The following is an 18643-nucleotide window of genomic DNA, read 5'->3' as shown; positions in this document are numbered from 1 at the left end:
CAAAGCGCTTGATATTATTGAATCATTTTTCTCTCGCTTAAAGCAATGTGTTTATCTTTCTTATTCAGAAATGATATAAGTTTTCGTAGAATATATTTATCTTTACAACTATCATGTTTCCTAAAACGATTCAGCCACCACCGATTATATCGATGACAGAAGGCTATATAGTCCGTTTTAAATTGTCTCCTTGAAAGGTAAAGACCCATTTTGGGTCTTTACTATTATGCAGCTACAATATTTGTTACTTGCGCTAGTTTAGCTGTTTTAATTTTATTTGCTCCTGCTTTTGCAGCATCGGCACCTGTAAAGGTACCTGTTTTAACACGCCATAACTTGCCGTCAGGCTCAATGTATGCAACCCAACCGAAACGTTGCTTTAACACATCCAGTACATTTTCTGCAGCTTGAATTGTGCTATATGTGCCTGTTAAAACACGATATTTATTGTTATCCGTAATAGGATTTGGTTGTTGTACAGCACCACTTGCTGTTTTAACCATTGCGATAAATTGAGACCAACTCACCTTTCCAGCGCGCATTTTGCTAGGGCAGTTCTTGGCACTGAAATGATTATGTTGAACCACGTTACTGATTGGGATACCTTCATCTTTCATAATTTTAGCAACAAGTTCGGCGGTATTTTGTACAGCTTTTAAATAGTTACCGTCGTTGTTTACGCACGTTTCTACCTGTATTCCTTCTTTATTACCTTTATCGGAACCAGCTGCCCAACATGCCCAATTATGTTCAAATGATTGCACAGCTTCTTTATCATCTACTTGCCAATGCCAACTGGCTTGTCTGCTATTTCCATTCATCTGTAGACGAGCATGAGCATCCGCATCAGCGCCAGATCGTTCATTGTCTGTTTCATGTACAACTACATAATTCTTCTTATTAATCTTACCGTATGTGATTTTTGCTGCTAATGATTCTAAAACTAACTTTTTTCGAATAACTACCATTATTGATCACCATCCTTTTCTTTGCCATAATTCATAGCTCTGTCACTATCACTTACACCTGGTGTTGTAGGATCAATAACAAAACCTAGAAGAACTAAGATGCTCAGAACGGTATTAAAAATAGCTGTAGCTTGTTCCCCGAAGGTTTCAGGTAAACTAAATCCAAATGCTGTAGTAACTTGTTGAATTAGTAATAATAAAAATGCAAATAATGACACTAAAAATGGTTTATGTTGTAGACGTACTTTCCAATTAATTTTCATTTTGTACACTCTCCTTAGGCTGTTTTTGTATACCTGCTACTTTTTCTAATACAACAATACGTACCTCATGGTTATTGATACGTTTTGCTGATTCCTTTGAAGTCTCGTCAACTTCATTTAAATGTTGGTTTAATCTTTCAATGCCATTAGTTAAACTAAGTAGCGTTTTATTTAGATTGTTTGTAATGCGCCAAATGAATAAAAGGCCTCCAATAAGCGCTGATACAATTGGCAACCAATTATTGATTGTTTCCACCAATGTTCTCACCTTCTTTCCCAAAATAAAAAACCTTTCACAGTTATGAAAGGTAAATTTCCGAGTATAAAAACAACGCTAAGCTTCTGCTTACGTTTTAAAATCATGTCCTTGTGATTTTTTCATTCCGATTTCAAAAAATGTAAATTAGGCAAATACAGCTGTAGGTATTGCACCCATGCTCTCACCAATCCTTTGCCCTAAAATAAAGAGCCATGAGAAGCGTCGAGATTCAGTAACATGTATCGTTGCTCATCTCGATTGCTCTCATAGCATATAATAAAAGCCCTCCACATTTTTTCTGTGGAAGGCAATATAAAAAGCACACCATATACTGGACGTGCTTAATTTCAATACTAAATAATTTCTTTTATTCCTATAGCAATAAACGCTATAGCAAAAGCTATTGAGAATGTTATAAATAATATAGATAATGCTTTATTTTTTTCTCTGTAGAGCAATGTATTCATTAGATAAAATAAAACGACTAAACTAAAACATACAGAAAAGTTAACCACGATTACGTTTAATATGAAGTTATTTTCAATTTTAGGTATACTTGCAACATTAATACCTATAACCGCAAATATAGCTAACATTATAGAGAAAATAGTGAATATATTTTCATTAAACTTTTTGATAGTTTTTTCTGTACCTTTTATTTTTTCATCTATTTCTCCAATTGCCCTTAATCTTTCAGAATCTAATCGTTTTAATTCATCTAATTGTTCTCTATTTTGAACATTAAATTCCATTAGTTCTTTTTTTAATAATTGCATCTCTTTGACGGAATAGTCCATCATAGCTGAAAAACCATGTTCAGTTAATCTAAAACTATTAATTTCTTCTAGATTTTTTTCGAAAATTAAACCTCTTTTTAATAATTCTTTATCAATTTTTTCTTCCATATCTATTTGCAGTAATTTTTCAACTTTTTCTGTTATAGGGAGATTAAAATCTACATACCTCTTAATGAATAAAACTTTTATTTCTTCAATTATTTCATCTCTAGAAAAATTCAGTTTCCTTTGCATATCCACAAGAGTTACTTGAGGGAACTTATTAAAAGATGAATCTTCGGCTCTCGAGTACATTTTAAGCCCTTCATGACTGTTAAGTTCTTTCAATATTTTAAAACTTAATTCACTTAATTGTTTACTTTGTATCTCAATGGAGCTTTCAATTGTTCTTTTTATTGCTTCGAGTTCTTCTTGAAGATAAGTTAATGTGTCATTTTGCATATCGTTCATTCCTTTCATCTACTCAATTCGACAAAAGGAAGAGATTACCTCCAAAAACTTTTTGAGAAATAGCGTTAAATTTCTACTTGCGTTTCAAAATCCTGCTTTGTGATTTCTTTGTACTCCTCTGGTGTAATCTCGCCAAACGGATTAGCTTCGGTTTTTACTGCAATCCGTAATTGTGCTGCAGTTACCCATTTTGAAATAAATGCTATTTGCCAAAACCCCATCATTCTCCACCACCTTTCATTGAGATGACATCAAGTTTTAATTGTGAGAGCTCTGAACCAAGACTATTAATCAAGAGGTCTTTTTGAATGTTTTTCATTTTCTCTTGAGCCAGCTGTTCGCCTAAAGATAGTACTTGTTCTTCAGTTGTTGGTAACGAACCTAATTTTTCAAGTTCACCCCATGAGCCATTTGGCAATCTTCTACGTCTATACATTATTCAACAACCCCCATGATTAAATAAATTTTATGATCAATGTTATTGTTAGCTCTAGTTGTTGTTAATTTAAGAATAATATTATCCTTTGGTTCAACAGTTTCATGGTAGTATTCATCTTCAACAATCCCTTCCACAACTGGTAAGATATTTTTTGGGTCTAGTTTGAGTAATGTATATTGCTCCTGCTCACCTTTTAGAGTCATCGATAACTCAACAGTTAAATCAAGTTCCTCGTCTCGCTGAACCCACAATAAAACGCCTCTTGCTGAACCTTTAGGTGGCTCGATTTTGTAACGAGCTACAGATTGCAAAATAGGCGTGCTCACAGCGTTTTTATTAAGTTTTATTGTCTTGCTAGTCTTGGCACCGTAATTATCTACGACCTCAACAACAATCGTATTTTCACCAACATGAAGCTGTGCAAGAGCTATTTCAAATTCCCACTCTCCACCTGTGCCGCTATAAATCTCAATTGCGTTTCCTGAATTTATACGTCTTGTAACCTTAACTGTTGAATTGTCGTCTGGATCTGTTGCTGCACCACTGATTTTGAATTTGTCATTATCTACTACGCCACTTGGTACTACTGCATCTACCGATAAAAGTGGAGCTCGATTAGGTACGACATAGAATGATTTCTCAACAATTGCTGAAGATGCTTTTTCGCTATCCTCTGCCCACACTTTTAATTTATGTGCTACTCCATCAGCTAGATTGCCTGTTATAGCCGTATCGCCATCATATAACTTGCCACCTGTGAATTTGAGTTGCTTAGATAATGGAATTTGCGTTTGACTTAGATTAGTCGCTAATACCTTACGTTGCTCGCTGTTTATCTGATAGTAAACTGTAACCGATTGATCTGCATCAGCATCATAAGCAGTTCCAGCAATGTTTAAAATATCATTTTCGTACAGTGTTACATTTTCAGTTGGACTAGACAATGACACTGTAGGAGCCACGTTGTGTTCAATTGCAAAAGGCTCAGAATATACGTAGTCGGAATATACATTACTTGTATTTTTTGCACGTACTCGGAATTCGAGTGTTTTAAGCGCTTTGTCGGTTGTAATGGTCAAACTTCGAGTGAGCGTGTTGTTGTAAGCTAATTGTGACCATGTGCCGGTACTGTTGTATCTGAAATCTACTTCATAAAGTGATAAATTTGCAGCATTTGAAGCACCAAATGTAATATTAGCAGTTTCACCAGGCTTGAATTTTTTACCTGATACTGGCGCTGTAAATGGTGACGGTGGTGCGATTGATTGATTTACACGGCTACCTCTTACATACCAATATCCATCGCTGTTACGTGCATCATTAGCATATGAATCATAATCCGCTTGGATATTTGTTTGTACTAAAGTGCCTTTACTATAAGATTGAAGGTTTTCTTTACTTCTGATGAATGCAACTCTTACACGATGATGATCGGTACCATTACTAGCGAAAACAGGTTTAAATACTACCATTTGCCCTTTTGTAAATTGTCCGATGTAAGCGTGTGCTACTTGTCCGTATATAGTATTACCTGCATTAAAATCATCAAGATTGTAAGAACTTGTGGCTAGGTAATAATCTTTACCACCACCAAGTATAACACCGTCTTTTGTAGCTGTTGCTTTTGAATTGAAAGCATATAATTTATAGTTTATTTGCTGAGAATATGGATAATTAATCTTATCGAAGGAACCATACGTATTTCTATCCGTATATACATCCGCCAATTGATTTATCATATCAGCAAATTCAGTACCACTCTGTTTAGAGAGAGCAATTTCTTTTGGAGACGGATTATATTCTTCTAAAGCATATTCATACACTGGATCAGCATTATATTTGCTCCAATAATACTTTGGCTTTGTAACTGTGTATTGACTACTCTCACGATACGAACTTTCTAACCCTCCTGAATCGACAGCTTTAACGCGCATTTTTAAGCTTGTTGCTGTAGGAATTGTATAGGTAAAGTTAGGTGCCGTAGTTTCTCCAGCTTTTGAGTATGCAGCGTTATTAACAGAAACTTCCCAAATGTATTTAGATAGATTTCCATTTTCATCAGATGAAGCTCCTACAGAGAATACCTTAGGATCACCAATTTCTAATGAACCCGATGGCTGCGTAAATGCTCCTGGCTGTGTTGGTGCTACATTAATCTGTTCACCTCGAACATACCAATAACCGTCAGTATGGCGGCCGTCAGTCGGGTATGTGTTATTCTCTGCTTGAATATCACTTTGAATAAGTGATCCACGGGAGTAAGAACTACCAACTTTCCATTCATAGAGTGTGCACTCGTAATCAGTGGTTGGATAAATACTATAAAACTTCGGGTCATATCCTACCTCAAAGTAGTAATGTTCTCCTGGACCATAAGTTTCTAGAAGGTACTGTAGATGATATCCTAAGGTAAGTCCATTATAGTCACGTTCAATCCACAATCTTCGTTGTGATTCTACAACAGAAATCGATGTTTTATGCATTGGATGGTCAAGATTAATATTCATACCAAGCTTAATTAATTCAGAATCAATACGCCTATTACCACTTCCATCTGGATTAAAGCGAATAACTGATTGTGCGGTATACAATGGATATAATGATTCTACTGCACTATATTTACTGTAATAATATTTAACCAACCTAAACCACCTCCACTAAATCAACACTATAAGTCTGCCAATCACCGACACCCATTTCAGCATTTGTTGTATCAATAACAACATTACTACGAGCCACTTTAGCACCTTTTTTGTATGCATTTTTAAGAGCTTGCACTTTAATAAAGTCTGTACCTACCTCAGTGATCACAACGTCCTCGCTATGCATATCATCAAAAATAGTGACTTGCGTAAATGGTGTGAATCCATCAACACTATCCACTTTTAAAGTAGTTGTTCCAGCCACAACAGTCTCAATAATATCCGTTAAGGCTCTGTCTAACGTAATTTTATTAGAGCTACCGTCTAACACGTCAGCAAAAGTTCCGCTGTTTCCAGGTACACGGCCGTCCAATTCCAACTGTATACGCATACGTTCTTGTTGACGATATATCTCTATCATAAATCTGTAAGCATTATAGATTCCCCATTCGAAATTATTTGCGAATTCAGACATGAACGGCGTACCATCATCAATGACTTCGCCTGTCACAGGATCAGTAACATCGTCATGCCATTGTGTGCGTTCGTATGGATTTTCCTTAAAATTTAAAGGTATTTCACCATTCATTAATTTATTCACTTACTTTCACTTCCTTCTCCTCGAGTTGCAGAGGAAATGCAATTACATACCCCTGTGAACCTTTTTGATAGTTCATTGTTTTCACATATAATTCACGCCCATAACTATCGACTAAAGCAGCACGTGTTACTAAGCCTTTTTCCAACGACAATTTTACATACTTTCTTAGTCCATATTTAGTGCTAGTATGATAAATTTCTTTATCGTAAACGACACCATCAATAGTAACCTTGGCGCCTGCAACAATATTACTTAAAAATTGTTGGGTTAAATCTATCATCAATGGTTGTATCTCATTCAATCCTTACACCTCCTGCTTTAAATCGACCGCAAATGCGTGTATCCGTAATAAAACCATAAGGGTTACTTGCAACTTCAATTAATTCTTTCCCTAGTACGCCATGTGTTTGAGCTGTTTTAAAACGACCACAAATTTTATAATTAAGATGCCATGCATACGTACCTCCAATAATAAATAGACACTCTTTTAACGCAAGAATCGTAGTCATTAATTCAATATTCAAAGGAACGATACGTTCAACTATTCGAATTACTTCGTTATAGTAAATTATTTGCTCAACATCGACTGCGACTTCCATCTCAAAATTATCAACGTCTAGCAGAATTTGATGCTTATCTTTACCCAACAAGTCTGTAAGAATCTTAATTAAATACTCCAATACATACGGTGCATTTTCTTGCATCCTTGCTAATATCCTAAGTTTACGGAATTTCAGAGTTTCATTTTTGAGATCAGGGCGGATTCCGAAATCCTTTTCCCTAAGAGCAATAGCAGCCTCGCTAGAGGTCAATATAAACTGGTCATTTTCAATACCAAAAAGAGCTTCGTCAAGTTTACCCCAGTCAATTGCGACTGTTTCTGATAACTCGCGAAACTCTCTTATGTCTCTATAATAGGCGGGCAGTTCTGCTAAAAATGCATTTGTCATGTACTCACTTCCTTGATTGTCACATTTGTAAGTACAGGAATTTCCTCATTCAGAGTAATATTAGAAGCAATATTATTTAATATCGTCGATGCAATGTCTTCTATCCCATCGATTTCTAATAACCTTGACTCTATCCGAGTAATTCGAACAATGATGTCTAAATCCTTAAACCAATTCGCTCGAAGCTCAGCAAAGTAATCACTGAGTGTTTGATTTATTTGTTCTTCGACTTGTCCTAATGTTACACCGTTTAAGACTAGCTCTAGTTCAACTTCTACATCTGCAACATCAACACCTTCGATAGTAACCATATGACCTATTGGTGCTGTTCCATAGCCATCACCTTTGAACTCAATTGGGTCCATAAGCTCTTGTACATACGAAATAAATTCAGGTGTTGGTGCATTAAAATCAGAGTCAATAATGATGGCCTTTACCGTACCACCACCATTGGGTGCACGTCGCAACCGTACACCACCAACACCTTGGATTTCCATAAGCTTTTTCTTATAATCTGCACGATTACCGCCAAAAGCCTTCTCCCGAATATGCTCTGAATATTTTTGATAAAGAGATTCATCTGATTCTTCATCTTCCCCAGGAACGATTACATCAGCTAATACGATTTTACCCAATTCATTGTTAGGCTCTATAGGTAACATTTCTCCATAATCTTTATTACCGACTGATCCAACAGTCTTAGCTTCAGCTTTGTATTCACCTATATTTATACGTTCTATTACCTTATAAGTAATGGAATCCAAACGATACTGACTACCGATAGCTACATCGAGAGGTTGACCATCACCATCTGTAAATAATACACGCCGAATGGCCTTTCCAGCGGGTTTCCTCTCTACACCATGTTCATTCACGCGCTTCTCTAAATCGTCTCCATCTGCTGTAGCTGCGAAAGTTCTATGAAGCAGAATATCCATATCTGAATAGACCTCAGCAACTTTCATAGCTGTTGGAGCTAAAGCGTCATAGATAATTGAACCTTCTCTTTTATCAACATCATTTGGTACACGATCTAACAACTCCTGTAGAATGCTCTCGAAAGATTTATGTTCAAACAACTGGAATCGCCTCCCTTAGTACATCCACATCCCCATAGATTGTTATGGCAGTCAGGGACACGAAGGCCTCGTCTTTTTCAAAATCTAGTTTAAAATTTTCAATAGAAGTAATACGTTCATCTTGTAACAAAGCTTCTTTAATTCGTCTCGGTAGCTCCTCTCGAACAAATAAACGTTCTTCACCAATCATATTTTGAAAGCCATATTCATCCGAATAAATCAGATGTGCAAAACGTTTGGTTTGAAGTACTTTCCTAATGGCTTGTTCCATTGCTTCTCGACGATCAATGAAGCCTACGCATCTACCGCGTTCAAAATCTAATTTATAAGTTCTAGTAGTAAGTTGGGATTCACTTATCACTTCAAAGTCTTCTGTAACAGTAATATTACCTACTGGTAGGACCATACTTCTTCACCTCTCTTATATCTATCGATAACAAAAAAACGATGTCCTCCCTGTACTCGAAGCAGTGCCACTTTGTCACCTTTTTTCAGACCATTTTCAAAAATCATTTTGGCGTACTTCATATCAAATTTTGTGTAGCCTTCAGAAGAACTAGTGTCTTTCAACGAATCTCCTATAACTGATTCTGGCCATTTTTTTGGGTAGGAATAATCGATAGAAACAATCCTCTCATGCCGAGTTAAATGTTCGGCAACATCAAGAAATTCCTCTGTGAGCTTTAGTTTTTCATGTATTCTGATTTCCAAAGGCTTCGCTTTCTCAACCGTTCCGTAAAGGACATTGACGGGATTAGTTGCTTCAACTGCTTTCACAGCTACTTTCTTAATATTGTCGTACATTAAATCACCTTCACTTTTAACTCCATAGTATGAATACCTTCTTGCCATTTGTGAGTACACTCATCAACCATGAAATATTCTTTAATTCCAAGCTTTTCGATGTATAGATAAATCATACGACCAGCTCTAACTTTCCAATTACCCAAACATGAAAGCTCAAGTGTTTTGGTCTCTTTATTGAGCACTTTAATCGATCGCTCTACTAAGTCTTTAATTTGAGCATTGGTCATATTTTCGTCTACTTTTCGGAATTGTTGGAGAAGCCCCCATTTCGCAATATTTGCTGAATCCTGTGCGATAAACGTTTCGCGTTTACCTGTATCTTTGTTATCGCGAACAAACTTTACGCGGTTATAAGTTTCTTTATCTATTGATTTTGTGTAATCATAATCAAAAAGCAGACTGTCCTCCCCAATGTAGAAGTCGTCTGCTGGTATTACTAAGTTATAAATATTTTTTAATTCAAGTGTTCCAAAGTTATCAAACAGTATATAATTTCGGTTCGTTGCAATCAAAGTAGCATCAAGAAACTTTGATACGACATCGAATGCCTCTTTATCATCCTCAACGATTCCCGGTACTACATAACCCGTCTCTTCAAAGGTACCAACTTTTAAGTTAAGCATATTGGAAATTCTTTTAATAGCTGCTGTTGCTGTTAGCGATGGAATAACGTATGTGTCCTGATTCTTCATGTACCGGAGTTGATCATAAGCTTTAAACGACATATCTCCGCTTTTCTTGACTCCGTCCTCGAATGCAAAACCATAGAAAATTTTAATGTTGCCTTCAGTAGCACGAATGACCGCCCCACTTTCTATGGGAAATTCTAAAGGTTTGTCGTTATACAGCTGTGCTTCAAAGACACTTGCCTTTCCAATTCTTTCTGACTTCCAATCAAAACTTTTAACAGGCATCTCAAATACTTCACCTTTACGATTATCAATTAATATTTCCACAGAATCGCCTCACTTGACCCATGAAGGTGGTATTTTTAATTTTAGCCCGATCGGAAGTTTCCGGTATTGACTTGGCTTAATCCCATTGAGTTTGGCAAGCTCAAGATAGTTGTTCCCATTGCCCGTGTATTTTTGAGCTACCTTCCATAAACTATCACCTTTTACAAGTGTATAAGTCTGTGGTACAGTTTTCTGATTTTGAGGTGGTGGAACATCTTTTTTAACTGCCTGCTTAGGATTATCTGTTGAAGCATTCGTTGCAGGTTTGGGTTGTGCTACTTTTAATTTTTTAGGGGCAAAAGGTACATATTTTTTTAAAGCCAATGTGTAGTCTACATCTGAACTCCCGTACGATTCTTTATATGGAAATGACTCGATAGTAACAAGTTCGTTAATTGAAAAAGAGCCATCAGCATAGATATACCGAACAGGCTCCTTTTCTCTCATCCATTTTTCAAGTTTTTCTATATAAAAAGATGGCTCTCTAAAACTCGTTTCAAGAAAATGATAATTTTGTCCAGGAAAAAAACATTCAAAATCAAACTCTTTCAATTCAACGTCTTTCGGGACATTGACAGAACCAAGCTTTGATATTTTGAAGGTTTCACCGTCTCCTGCATTTTTCACGTTCACATCTGCAGGGTTGACCGGGAGGCGGAACCCCTCCGAGTCATTTTTTGCACTGAAATAAATTCCCCTCACGTCACCACTCCTTCTATGCTTCTCGCCATATCATCTTCAAAATTTTTATTGATTTTAGCAATAACCTTATCTACATCAGCCTCTTCTCGAACCGTCACATCTTTAAACGTAACCGAAGGGCTTAATGTTATATTTACTTCCTTAATAGAATTTCTATCAGCAAGCTCTAATAAAAGTTTCAAATCTTCATCTGCTATATTAATATCTTCATTAATTTTGCCGATTGAGTCTAGTTTACCACCTGTAGGGTTTTTACTTTTTCCACTACCACCTTTTGGACCTTTGGCATCTTTTCCTCCTGCTGCTCCAGGTGCATTTGCTCCGCCAAGCGTTGGGTCATATGCTCCTGTAGGAACTTCTCCTTGTGTCATTAAACTAGCAGCATCTTTACCAGACATCAAACCAGTAGCTTTATCAATTACACCTGATAATTTGTCGCTCGCCTTCATCGACAAATTATATCCTGTCTCTTGTCCTTTACTAAACGCTTCCCCTAAATTCTGATACTCTAATCTATTGAAAGATACCTGCTGTGGCGCTGTAGGCATTTCTACACTTTTCATGTAGGCTCCTGCTGTATTAAAGGATCCAAGATTCACAGGAGCAGCTTTAGTCGGCTTTGCAAGATCAGCTTTTATACTATTCAACTTATCAACAGCAGCTGTACTTGCTTTTAGATCAACATTATCAATACTGCCGATATTTACACCAGGAATATTATTAATAAGTCCAATAAGTGCATTAATTCCGCTAACTGCACCGTTTATTAGTGTGGACAATGCACTAAGTGCATGATTAACCGCCCCGACTACACCAGAAGCTACACCACTCATAATCGTTAGAATACCCTTTTGCATCATGTAGAACGCCATTTGCACTCCGTAAACACCGTTATTCCAAATATTTAAGAAAAATTCAGCTGTCCGAAGTGCTCCATTACCTATAGCATCAAAAATAATCCGGACCAGTAAATTGAATGCAATCCATGCAAGTTGAACCATAAAAATCCCTTGATTCCATGTGTTTACAAACCATTCGGCAACCATGATCCCGAAATTCCCAATTCCCATAAGAACGTTGTAAATCACTGCACCAAGCCAGTAAACAGAACCGACAATAGCGCCTACTACCATGGCTGTTTGTTCGGCCCAAGCTACCATTGCGTAGATGACAAGCGCGATAATCGCTACAATAATAAGCAATACAATACCAATAGGGTTTGCAAGATAAGCCGCATTGACCGCCCACTGAGCAGCAGCCCAGGCAAGAGTTGCAAGTCGAATAAGACCAAGAATGGTGTATTTGGTTATTAGAATAGCCACAATTACAGCAAGAACAGCTCCAAGGACAGTAACTATTGGCGCAATCCAAGACCAGTTATCTGCAAATATTTGAGCTACCCATAATGCAGCTTGCCCTACCCACGATATAATGTTAGCAATAAATGTAAGAGAGGCACCAATAGCAGCGAAAATGCCATTAAAGCGATCACCACTAAATGTATCGTTGAACATATTGATTAATGGGAGAAAAGCTGAAACCGCTGGACCAATATATTGAGGTATTTTTTTTATCATATCTGTAACGACTTTAATGCCTGCTGTTAAAGGTTCGATGTACGGATCCACCATTTTATCACCAGCATTTCTTATAGCGGAACCTAAAGAATCGTATGCTCCTAGAATAGTACCTTTAACCCCAGCCATACCACCTTTGAATTTTTTGTTCATCCCATCTACTAAAGCCCCAATAGCTTGATCTGCTCCTACAGTACCCTTAGAAATTTGATTTTTCATCTCATCAGCAGATACACCAGCTGCTTCTCCTAACATTTTATATGCGTTTACCCCAAAGCGAGTTAGTCGATCTACTTCTACTCCTGTTATTTTCCCTTGCGCTTGGATTGTTCCGAATATACTTGTTGCATCTGCTATATCAGCACTACTTCCACCTACGGATGCAACGGCATCACCAACTGCCTGCAGAATCGGGAATGTATTTTTAGCTTCAACTCCAAATGCTATTAGATTTCTACTGGACGTCAATAAATCTGGATATTTAAAAGGTGTTTTTAAAGCAAAAGCATACATATCATCCATGTATTTTTGTGCTTTTTCAGCATCACCTAAAAACGTTGTAAACGCAGCTTGTGAAGATTGTTTTAAAGCTTGGAACTGTATACCTTCTGAGAACATATTTCCAAGAAAACTTTTTGCTGTACTAAAAGCTTTATAAGCTCCAACAGCTACCAACAGTCCATTGGCATAGCTTTTGATAATGGAAAGCCCGTCACCAAGAGAGTGGTTAAATTTCTCCTGTTGACGAGCTGCTGATTCTGCACCATTACCTGCTGACGTCATAGAACTTCTTAAACGTTCTAGATCAGCTGAAGCATTGGAAATATTTTTTCTTGCATTTGCTAGACTTCTTTGGTCTAATTGCTGAGTAGCCGAGTCCATTTTCTCCATTACTTTAATTGTACTATCCATAGCCTTAATTATTTTCATAAGTGGGCCAGTTAGCTTGTCTTGGAGAGAAAGTGTTGTTTGTGCTCCTGCCAAATTCTCACCGCCTTTCGGGTAAAATAAAAAGCACTCACTAGGAGCGCTTAAAACATTTTTTGCATGAGCAGCTTATAAATTTTTTCATTGATTTCAATTAAACTTCTTTTGCCATCTTCGAACTCAATAACTAAAGTATGAGTACCTTTATTTTTAGCAGATAATCCAGCTAATAATCCCACTGGTCCTAGTAAAGCGCCACCAACTAATCCTCTTCCTACACCGCTAACTGCACTTTTCCTATGTTCTTCAGTTACCAATTCATAAGAAGATACTGTTTCTTTATTTAAAGGAAACTTTTTAGTAAATCCAGTGAATAAATAAACTTCATTCTTGCTAAATAAAGATTGCTGACTAATCATTATGTTTTTTCCTTCATAATCTCCAGCAATCACCTTATTTTGAGCCATTATAATCCCTCCTCATACACAAATATACATAATGTGGAGAGATTTAACTATACTTTTTACATTTTCCTCACCCCTTTCAATGAAAAAACACCCTCGAATGAGAGTGTCTTAAACAATACATTGCGTTTCATTTTTAATGAGTAAATCACTTTTTTCTAGTTCATTGATCATCATTGTTGAAATTTCACCTTTGACTATACCATTCCCTATAGCTCTTTTTAGAGCTATGTAATAAAGTTGAATTTCCCATCGTTCTAATTGAATAATAACGTTTTTCCACCAAGTTTCTAGATTTCCTGTTAAAGGTGTCGTAACATTATAAGTTTCGGAAAAGTTAAAAACTGCTTTCAAACAACTTTCATTGGAAATTTCCATTCATATGCTCCTCCTATTGGGAGTAACATCCACTTCAAATTGTAACAATTTTATGTTATAATTTGTTCTGTCGAAACAAATATGAGTGGATGTCGCTCAAATTTATGTCATGTTTTAAGTTGCCGCTTAAAGCATGATTTTTTTATTTTCAGTTCCCATATCTCTAAACAACGTCTCCTTGTACAATTTCCTGTATCTTCTTTCGCCCTTTCTCAAAATAACGGAATGACTCAACTTGTTTATTACTATAAGGTGACTTGTCCAACGCAAAATAACCATACTCGTTCGTTTTAAGGTTATGTTTATTTGCGATACTACCAACCCTTTGTGGCGAGATTCCTAACTCTGTTCCTATGTCAGTTGCTGTATAGGATTTCTTCACTTCTGGGCGGTGTTCAATTACTTGTTCTGTTAATACTTCTAGTGCGTTGATATTTAATAGTTCAACTGCAACAGGTGATAGTATTTTGTTTTTTTGCATATCTAGAATTAATTTAGCCTGTTTAGTACGACTGTTATTTAACATTGCCTCAGCTCGCATACGTTTAATTTCTAGTTCAGCATCTATAGTTTGTGGTTGCACCAAAACAATTTCACCTTTACGTAAAGCTTTAAGGGTTTTACGGACAAATGAACGAAAATCTTTAGCAACCTTAGTTCTTGCTAGCATAGATACTTCATAAATGCCGTCTTCTGAAAAAATACGTGTTTCGTATTGCTTACCATCAGGTGCGGACAATTTGTCCGTAGCTGAAAACTCCACTTCCTTTAGATACTCATTACGTTGGACTATTTTCTCAATACCGCTTTTATCAGCGTATCCTAATGCACTTGCTAATTGGATAACTGTCATAAACACTTCACCATTTTCATTTTGCCAAAAATCACATGACACTTCATTAAACATTTCGCTTTTTATAATCTGTAATTGCCCCATTATACTGCCTCCTTTTCAATTTCAAATAAATCACCGACTTCACAATCTAAAAAAATACATAAAGCTTCTAACGTTTGAAACTGGATGCCCTTAGCAGTTTCGTAAAACAAAGCTCTAACAGTTGTTTTCGATAAACCTGTTCCGTTGACAACATCAGACATTTTCAACTTCTTTTTAGCTAAAATAACACGAAGATTATTTTGCATTCTACCTCCCACCTCCTAAAAAGCATTTTTACAAATCTAAAGGTACTTTATACAAAACCTTTATCAACTTGTATGTTACTTACAAAAGGTCCTATTGTCAATACTTTTTGTATTTTTTATAAATCTAAAGGCGTTTAAAACATTACCGATCTGTGAATATTGAGTTATAATTAATAAAATACATAAAATAAATAAGGAGCTAACAAAATGATTAAATGCAACTTAGCCGTATTACTTGCTGAGAGAGGTTTAAAAATGGCTGATGTTATTAATGATACCTCTCTCTCAAAAACTGCCGTTAGGGGTCTATATTACAATCAATCTAAAGGGATACAATTTGAAACCCTCCAAATTCTTTGCGATTATTTAAATGTTGGACCAGAGGATATTATAAAAAACATTAACTTTGAATATGTTGTTAAAAACAAATATATTGAAGAGCAAGAATTTATCACACGTTATGAAATTAATTTTAAACTTGATGATAAAGAATTAACTGATATTGTCCAAGTCTCTATTTCACCTTCAAACATCAGTGAATTGTTTGAAGACAAATCTATTCCTCAAGAGATTGATCCTGATACTGATATTGTTCTTGTTATTTTCTATACAAAAAAATTAAAACAAACTATTCTATCTCAAATAACAGAATTTGAATCAAATAAAATAGAAGAATTTTTAATCTTTGATTTTATTGAAACCTTCAACTTACATGATTTTAATGTTTTTATTACTGTAGATTGGGAAGAATAATAACTCCAAAAATCAATAAGTATCAATCACCTATAAGAAACAATTCTTTGTTGTAAACAAACAATCTTTTGTTAACTGCTTCCTGAATGGAGGCAGTTTTTAAGTACAAAAAAAACACCCCAAAGACTCTGATTATAAACTAATAAATAATCAGTAAGCCGCTGGAGTGTTTCCAATCTTTGTTATGTATTTAAATACATAATACACAACAGCAAGCTAATTATCAACATTTTTTTGTAAAGACTTATTTTTATAACAAAAAAGAACCCACCAATATAAATGATTAAATAAAGATAATCAGTTACATTCGCGGGTTCTTCCCTCTGAATTTTATTATTTGATTTATAGTTAATTAGACTATAACAAATAATAATTTGATTATCAATATTTTTTTGAATAAGGTACCCACCAAAGATGGGTACCTTTACGATTATTCCTTTTTTTCAAATTTCTTATCATAACGCCTAAGGACTCGATGAATTGTCGACCCCATCTAAATCACTGTGATGAAGATGGGGTCGTGTTTCACGATGTCATCTATTAGAGGACGTCACGGACCATGACCTCCTGCTCCGTTAGGTCATAATCATCTCACTCCTTCTATGTGAAGACACGTATTGTTATACGCTGTACTCTCACCAGCTACACTATAATATATAAGAAGATCCTCTTTATTTTTAAGTAGTCTCATAAAATAATGTCCTTCTTTCTCTCCCAACATCTGCTAAACTAGTAGTTGATTGGAGGTGAAATACATATGAAATGGGAAAATCGAGCAAAGCATTTTGAAAATTTAATGGATCGTTTATCTGTTCATCAATACAAAAAAGACTATAAAATTGATTTCGAACAAAAAAGCATCGGTCTTGAAATGGTACAAGGCTTAGATGCTTTTATTCAACAATTTAAAAAGGTTTTGTTAACCACAAAAACACCTAAAACGTATTATGGATTAGCAGATTTACTTCCAAACTCTCTTAATCAAGAAAAATTTAACGAACAAAGCGAAAAGTTAGCTTATGAAATTCTTAACCACCAATTCTCTGATTCTACATCTTTTGATCCTCATGGCTTGGGTCATACAGTAACTAAAGTGTACTCTATTGAATTTAATGAAGATAATCAGACATACACATTTGTTTTAGGTGCGGAGGGTGAATTTGAATGTCCTAAGATAACGTTTCAAGCACCAACTGTAGTTTCGAAGTAATTTCTTTTAGCGCACTATCTGTAACAGAACATTCAGATGTGTCAAGTAACTCATCATCGGAGTTATTATCAACACAATTCAAATTCTTAATGCCTAGAAGAGTTTCTTTAAGTTCATTTGTTAGAGCATTAGCTCTATTAAGGGACTGGAGAAGCTCTTCAGCATTTTTCAATGGAACTTTATATATCATATTTATCACCTCTCACCTTATTTTCTTTTCGCACGTTCAGCTTCTTTCTTTTCTTCCTCAACTCGAATATCAATACTAGCTATGAGAAAAGCTTTTTCTTTTCTACACATTTCAAAAAAATCCTTTGGACGTATACGTAAACGTTGGAGGGCGTAATGAGCATAAATGGCTTCAGGATCTTTTTCATCATGCCCTCCAGCAATTAGTTTTTTGCTTCTTCTATATCTTCGTTAATACTCCCACCAATTCCACTTATCTCCGTTACTTTTTCAAGAATTTGAGCAGCCTCGCCTAAAAGGAAAAGAGTAGAGTAAAGATTTTCAGCACCACGAACATTGTATGATTCCTGAAGTTCAGCGTCGTTTAAATCAGGGTAAACAACCGATGCTGTACTGATTCCTCGATTATATTTAACTACGTCAAAAACACGTTCCTGTCGTCCTTTGACTCCAGCTTTATTAACAAAGCAACGTTCATTGATTTGGTCAGCTTCTCCTGAGGTTAACGCACGGAGCTTAATAGGCTCGTCAAATCGTTCTAACTTTAACTCTACTGTCTCTGCTGCTTTAACTTTATCTTTCATGAATGCACTAAATTTACTCATTTAAAATTCCCCCTATTAATCTTTTAGTACTTTGAATTGTTCTAAGAAATCAAAGTCATCAAACGTGAAATCAGTACTGTCTTTTAACAAGTCGTCTGTATCTCCGTCAAGAGCTGCAATCAAAGCACCATCTGGTACAACGTTTTTGATTAGAGTTGTTTGTTTACCAGCTCTTGAAGTAATATCCGCATTGATAACTTGTACATCCATAATTGGCGATTTACCTGTTTTTACGTACTCAAGCGCCATCTGTCGCATCTCTGGACGATGGTAGTAAATTTCCATGGAACCTGTACCCTCAGCCCCTACAATTTTCCCACCTTTCATCCGTTTGCCAACTGACTTAACGTCAGCTTTTGTATAATCAATACGAGCTTCAAACTTGATAAGCTCTGCATATTCATGGACTTCACCTTCAATTGTGATATATACGATACCTTCTTTTGCTGAGATGGCATCATTGTTTTGCATCATTCGTGGCATG

24 protein-coding genes are annotated in these 18643 nt (G+C 35.9%); 2 read left to right on the top strand and 22 right to left on the bottom strand.

The window, feature by feature from the left end; genetic code table 11:
- Window positions 1-224: 224 nt before the first annotated feature.
- From ACIQ7T_RS03285 to ACIQ7T_RS03190, 20 genes are all read right to left on the bottom strand, one after another.
- Window positions 225-968, bottom strand: coding sequence for an N-acetylmuramoyl-L-alanine amidase (locus ACIQ7T_RS03285; RefSeq protein WP_402868600.1), 744 nt, complete (start codon window positions 966-968; stop codon window positions 225-227).
- On the bottom strand, window positions 968-1231 hold the full coding sequence (locus ACIQ7T_RS03280) for a phage holin (protein WP_402868598.1): 264 nt from the start codon (window positions 1229-1231) through the stop codon (window positions 968-970). The genes ACIQ7T_RS03285 and ACIQ7T_RS03280 overlap by 1 nt, the downstream gene beginning before the upstream one ends.
- Window positions 1221-1490 (bottom strand): hypothetical protein, encoded by a 270-nt coding sequence (locus ACIQ7T_RS03275; RefSeq protein WP_402868596.1) that lies wholly within the window; start codon window positions 1488-1490, stop codon window positions 1221-1223. The genes ACIQ7T_RS03280 and ACIQ7T_RS03275 overlap by 11 nt, the downstream gene beginning before the upstream one ends.
- Window positions 1491-1843: 353 nt before the next feature.
- Window positions 1844-2737, bottom strand: coding sequence for a hypothetical protein (locus tag ACIQ7T_RS03270; RefSeq protein WP_402868594.1), 894 nt, complete (start codon window positions 2735-2737; stop codon window positions 1844-1846).
- Window positions 2738-2802: 65 nt separating this feature from the next.
- Window positions 2803-2958, bottom strand: a complete 156-nt coding sequence (locus ACIQ7T_RS03265) for an XkdX family protein (protein WP_402868644.1) — start codon at window positions 2956-2958, stop codon at window positions 2803-2805.
- The gene (locus tag ACIQ7T_RS03260; RefSeq protein ID WP_402868593.1) at window positions 2958-3173 is read right to left on the bottom strand and encodes an XkdW family protein; all 216 of its coding nucleotides are present in this window, start codon (window positions 3171-3173) and stop codon (window positions 2958-2960) included. Before ACIQ7T_RS03260 ends, ACIQ7T_RS03265 begins: the two co-directional genes overlap by 1 nt.
- Entirely contained in the window at window positions 3173-5818 is a 2646-nt protein-coding gene (locus tag ACIQ7T_RS03255; protein WP_402868592.1) for a hypothetical protein, read from the bottom strand. The genes ACIQ7T_RS03260 and ACIQ7T_RS03255 overlap by 1 nt, the downstream gene beginning before the upstream one ends.
- Window position 5819: 1 nt before the next feature.
- A complete protein-coding gene (locus tag ACIQ7T_RS03250; protein ID WP_402868591.1) occupies window positions 5820-6419 on the bottom strand; it encodes a hypothetical protein in 600 nt (199 codons plus the stop codon).
- Window positions 6412-6720 (bottom strand): hypothetical protein, encoded by a 309-nt coding sequence (locus tag ACIQ7T_RS03245; RefSeq protein ID WP_402868590.1) that lies wholly within the window; start codon window positions 6718-6720, stop codon window positions 6412-6414. The genes ACIQ7T_RS03250 and ACIQ7T_RS03245 overlap by 8 nt, the downstream gene beginning before the upstream one ends.
- Window positions 6713-7369: a putative phage tail protein gene (locus tag ACIQ7T_RS03240; RefSeq protein ID WP_402868589.1), complete on the bottom strand. Its 657-nt coding sequence runs from the start codon at window positions 7367-7369 to the stop codon at window positions 6713-6715. The genes ACIQ7T_RS03245 and ACIQ7T_RS03240 overlap by 8 nt, the downstream gene beginning before the upstream one ends.
- Window positions 7366-8448, bottom strand: a complete 1083-nt coding sequence (locus ACIQ7T_RS03235; protein WP_402868588.1) for a baseplate J/gp47 family protein — start codon at window positions 8446-8448, stop codon at window positions 7366-7368. Before ACIQ7T_RS03235 ends, ACIQ7T_RS03240 begins: the two co-directional genes overlap by 4 nt.
- Window positions 8441-8854: a DUF2634 domain-containing protein gene (locus ACIQ7T_RS03230; protein WP_402868587.1), complete on the bottom strand. Its 414-nt coding sequence runs from the start codon at window positions 8852-8854 to the stop codon at window positions 8441-8443. The genes ACIQ7T_RS03235 and ACIQ7T_RS03230 overlap by 8 nt, the downstream gene beginning before the upstream one ends.
- Window positions 8839-9252: a DUF2577 domain-containing protein gene (locus ACIQ7T_RS03225; RefSeq protein WP_402868586.1), complete on the bottom strand. Its 414-nt coding sequence runs from the start codon at window positions 9250-9252 to the stop codon at window positions 8839-8841. Before ACIQ7T_RS03225 ends, ACIQ7T_RS03230 begins: the two co-directional genes overlap by 16 nt.
- Complete coding sequence (locus ACIQ7T_RS03220) at window positions 9252-10211, bottom strand: XkdQ/YqbQ family protein (protein WP_402868585.1); 960 nt, start codon at window positions 10209-10211, stop codon at window positions 9252-9254. The genes ACIQ7T_RS03225 and ACIQ7T_RS03220 overlap by 1 nt, the downstream gene beginning before the upstream one ends.
- 9 nt (window positions 10212-10220) lie before the next feature.
- Window positions 10221-10913 carry a LysM peptidoglycan-binding domain-containing protein gene (locus ACIQ7T_RS03215; RefSeq protein WP_402868584.1) on the bottom strand — a complete coding sequence of 231 codons (693 nt, stop codon included), beginning with the start codon at window positions 10911-10913 and terminating at the stop codon, window positions 10221-10223.
- Window positions 10910-13474, bottom strand: a complete 2565-nt coding sequence (locus ACIQ7T_RS03210; RefSeq protein WP_402868583.1) for a tape measure protein — start codon at window positions 13472-13474, stop codon at window positions 10910-10912. Before ACIQ7T_RS03210 ends, ACIQ7T_RS03215 begins: the two co-directional genes overlap by 4 nt.
- Before the next feature lie 47 nt (window positions 13475-13521).
- Window positions 13522-13884, bottom strand: a complete 363-nt coding sequence (locus ACIQ7T_RS03205; protein ID WP_400932694.1) for a hypothetical protein — start codon at window positions 13882-13884, stop codon at window positions 13522-13524.
- Window positions 13885-13992: 108 nt separating this feature from the next.
- A complete protein-coding gene (locus ACIQ7T_RS03200) occupies window positions 13993-14259 on the bottom strand; it encodes a hypothetical protein (RefSeq protein WP_402868581.1) in 267 nt (88 codons plus the stop codon).
- A gap of 163 nt (window positions 14260-14422) precedes the next feature.
- Window positions 14423-15196, bottom strand: a complete 774-nt coding sequence (locus ACIQ7T_RS03195) for a BRO-N domain-containing protein (protein ID WP_402868579.1) — start codon at window positions 15194-15196, stop codon at window positions 14423-14425.
- Window positions 15196-15402, bottom strand: coding sequence for a helix-turn-helix domain-containing protein (locus tag ACIQ7T_RS03190; protein WP_402868578.1), 207 nt, complete (start codon window positions 15400-15402; stop codon window positions 15196-15198). Before ACIQ7T_RS03190 ends, ACIQ7T_RS03195 begins: the two co-directional genes overlap by 1 nt.
- Window positions 15403-15609: 207 nt before the next feature.
- On the opposite strand from ACIQ7T_RS03190, the gene ACIQ7T_RS03185 reads away from it, so the two are divergent.
- Window positions 15610-16155 carry a helix-turn-helix domain-containing protein gene (locus ACIQ7T_RS03185; protein WP_402868576.1) on the top strand — a complete coding sequence of 182 codons (546 nt, stop codon included), beginning with the start codon at window positions 15610-15612 and terminating at the stop codon, window positions 16153-16155.
- 757 nt (window positions 16156-16912) lie between these two features.
- Window positions 16913-17365 (top strand): hypothetical protein, encoded by a 453-nt coding sequence (locus tag ACIQ7T_RS03180; RefSeq protein WP_402868574.1) that lies wholly within the window; start codon window positions 16913-16915, stop codon window positions 17363-17365.
- A 392-nt stretch (window positions 17366-17757) separates the two neighbouring features.
- Here the strand turns inward: ACIQ7T_RS03180 and ACIQ7T_RS03175 are convergent, their stop codons facing one another.
- Together ACIQ7T_RS03175 and ACIQ7T_RS03170 are read right to left on the bottom strand one after the other, a co-directional pair.
- Window positions 17758-18159, bottom strand: a complete 402-nt coding sequence (locus ACIQ7T_RS03175) for a phage tail assembly chaperone (protein WP_400932678.1) — start codon at window positions 18157-18159, stop codon at window positions 17758-17760.
- A gap of 15 nt (window positions 18160-18174) precedes the next feature.
- A complete protein-coding gene (locus ACIQ7T_RS03170; RefSeq protein ID WP_400932676.1) occupies window positions 18175-18642 on the bottom strand; it encodes a phage tail tube protein in 468 nt (155 codons plus the stop codon).
- Window position 18643 lies beyond the last annotated feature (1 nt).

Origin of the sequence: Lysinibacillus sp. NPDC096212 (genome assembly GCF_044763105.1) — a bacterium.
GTDB lineage: Bacteria > Bacillota > Bacilli > Bacillales_A > Planococcaceae > Lysinibacillus.
The sequence above is the reverse complement of the archived record's forward strand: the minus strand, read 5'-3'. Positions and strand labels throughout refer to the sequence as shown.

What these genes read in the sequence shown, in the direction of transcription:
- ACIQ7T_RS03285 (WP_402868600.1), bottom strand. Translation starts at nt 968, where the DNA reads ATGGTAGTTATTCGAAAAAAGTTAGTTTTAGAATCATTAGCAGCAAAA.
- ACIQ7T_RS03280 (WP_402868598.1), bottom strand. Translation starts at nt 1,231, where the DNA reads ATGAAAATTAATTGGAAAGTACGTCTACAACATAAACCATTTTTAGTG.
- ACIQ7T_RS03270 (WP_402868594.1), bottom strand. Translation starts at nt 2,737, where the DNA reads ATGAACGATATGCAAAATGACACATTAACTTATCTTCAAGAAGAACTC.
- ACIQ7T_RS03265 (WP_402868644.1), bottom strand. Translation starts at nt 2,958, where the DNA reads ATGGGGTTTTGGCAAATAGCATTTATTTCAAAATGGGTAACTGCAGCA.
- ACIQ7T_RS03260 (WP_402868593.1), bottom strand. Translation starts at nt 3,173, where the DNA reads ATGTATAGACGTAGAAGATTGCCAAATGGCTCATGGGGTGAACTTGAA.
- ACIQ7T_RS03240 (WP_402868589.1), bottom strand. Translation starts at nt 7,369, where the DNA reads ATGACAAATGCATTTTTAGCAGAACTGCCCGCCTATTATAGAGACATA.
- ACIQ7T_RS03230 (WP_402868587.1), bottom strand. Translation starts at nt 8,854, where the DNA reads ATGGTCCTACCAGTAGGTAATATTACTGTTACAGAAGACTTTGAAGTG.
- ACIQ7T_RS03225 (WP_402868586.1), bottom strand. Translation starts at nt 9,252, where the DNA reads ATGTACGACAATATTAAGAAAGTAGCTGTGAAAGCAGTTGAAGCAACT.
- ACIQ7T_RS03205 (WP_400932694.1), bottom strand. Translation starts at nt 13,884, where the DNA reads ATGGCTCAAAATAAGGTGATTGCTGGAGATTATGAAGGAAAAAACATA.
- ACIQ7T_RS03200 (WP_402868581.1), bottom strand. Translation starts at nt 14,259, where the DNA reads ATGGAAATTTCCAATGAAAGTTGTTTGAAAGCAGTTTTTAACTTTTCC.
- ACIQ7T_RS03195 (WP_402868579.1), bottom strand. Translation starts at nt 15,196, where the DNA reads ATGGGGCAATTACAGATTATAAAAAGCGAAATGTTTAATGAAGTGTCA.
- ACIQ7T_RS03190 (WP_402868578.1), bottom strand. Translation starts at nt 15,402, where the DNA reads ATGCAAAATAATCTTCGTGTTATTTTAGCTAAAAAGAAGTTGAAAATG.
- ACIQ7T_RS03185 (WP_402868576.1), top strand. Translation starts at nt 15,610, where the DNA reads ATGATTAAATGCAACTTAGCCGTATTACTTGCTGAGAGAGGTTTAAAA.
- ACIQ7T_RS03180 (WP_402868574.1), top strand. Translation starts at nt 16,913, where the DNA reads ATGAAATGGGAAAATCGAGCAAAGCATTTTGAAAATTTAATGGATCGT.
- ACIQ7T_RS03175 (WP_400932678.1), bottom strand. Translation starts at nt 18,159, where the DNA reads ATGAGTAAATTTAGTGCATTCATGAAAGATAAAGTTAAAGCAGCAGAG.
- ACIQ7T_RS03170 (WP_400932676.1), bottom strand. Translation starts at nt 18,642, where the DNA reads ATGCCACGAATGATGCAAAACAATGATGCCATCTCAGCAAAAGAAGGT.